Source organism: Lacrimispora sp. 210928-DFI.3.58, assembly GCF_020554865.1.
Classification (GTDB): Bacteria; Bacillota; Clostridia; order Lachnospirales; family Lachnospiraceae; genus Enterocloster.
In genome coordinates this window covers 1-1,163 of the sequence record NZ_JAJCIC010000093.1, presented here as the reverse complement: position 1 = coordinate 1,163, position 1,163 = coordinate 1, and the positions used below count along the sequence as shown (strand labels likewise).

The following is a 1,163-nucleotide window of genomic DNA, read 5'->3' as shown; positions in this document are numbered from 1 at the left end:
AATACTGCGAAAAGCAGGGATGGGAGGTTGTGGCAGTCTATCAGGACGATGGCTTTACAGGTCTTAACATGGAGCGTCCTGACTTACAGAGGATGTTAAAAGCCATTGAGCGGAAACAGATCAACCTTGTCATCACGAAAGACCTCAGCCGACTGGGGCGTAATTATCTGCAAACCGGGCATTTGATTGAGGACTTTTTCCCAAGAAACGGTGTCCGCTATATCGCCATGAATGACGGTATCGACACTCTGCGGGATAACAACGATATTGCCCCGTTCAAGAATATCCTGAACGAGATGTACAGCAAGGATATTTCCAAGAAAGTCCATTCATCTTATCTTCTGAAAGCGCAGAAAGGACAGTTTACCGGGTGTCTTGCCCCGTTTGGGTATCGGAAAGACCCGGAGGACAAGAACCATCTGCTCATTGACGAGGAAACAGCCCCGATTGTGCGGCTGATTTTCGGATATGCCCTGAACGGTCATGGTCCGAACTATATCCGCAGACGGCTGGAGGAAGAAAAAATCCCCTGCCCTACATGGTGGAACCGGGAACGGGGGTTTCGCAATACCCGCACCAAATGGGAAAAGAAAGACCCGGAAAACGGGCGGTATATGTGGGACTTCTCCGTTATCAAAGATCTTTTGATGAATCCCGTCTACACCGGGGCGATTGCTTCCCAGAAAAAAGACTACCGTTTCAAAATCGGAACGATTGGGGAAAAGAAGTCGGAGGACTGGATTGTGGTGGAGGGACAGCATGAACCGCTGATTGACCGCATGAGCTTTGACATTGTGCAGAACAAGCTGAAATCCCGCCAGCGTCCGGGGCAGACAAATGAAATCAGCCTGTTTGCCGGATTGATAAAATGCGGCGAGTGTGGGAAGTCGCTGACGGTACGCTACACAAACGCAAAACATCCCCAGCGGATTTATTCCTGCAAGACCTACAATGCCTTTGGAAAGAACCACTGCACCCAGCACCGGATTGATTATGACACCCTTTACAGCCATGTGCTGCGGAAAATCCGGGAATGTGCCAGAGCTGCCCTGATGGACGGGGAAGCGGTTGCCGACCGCCTGACCAATACCTGTGAAGCCGAGCAGCAGGAACAGCGGGAAGCAATGGAACGCTCCCTTACAAGGGACGAGGAACGGATTGAG

1 protein-coding gene is annotated in these 1,163 nt (G+C 51.0%); it reads left to right on the top strand.

Annotated features, from left to right (window positions below):
- Positions 1-1,163 (top strand): recombinase family protein (locus tag LIZ87_RS22040; protein ID WP_227149225.1); only part of this gene is annotated, 1,163 nt, incomplete at both ends.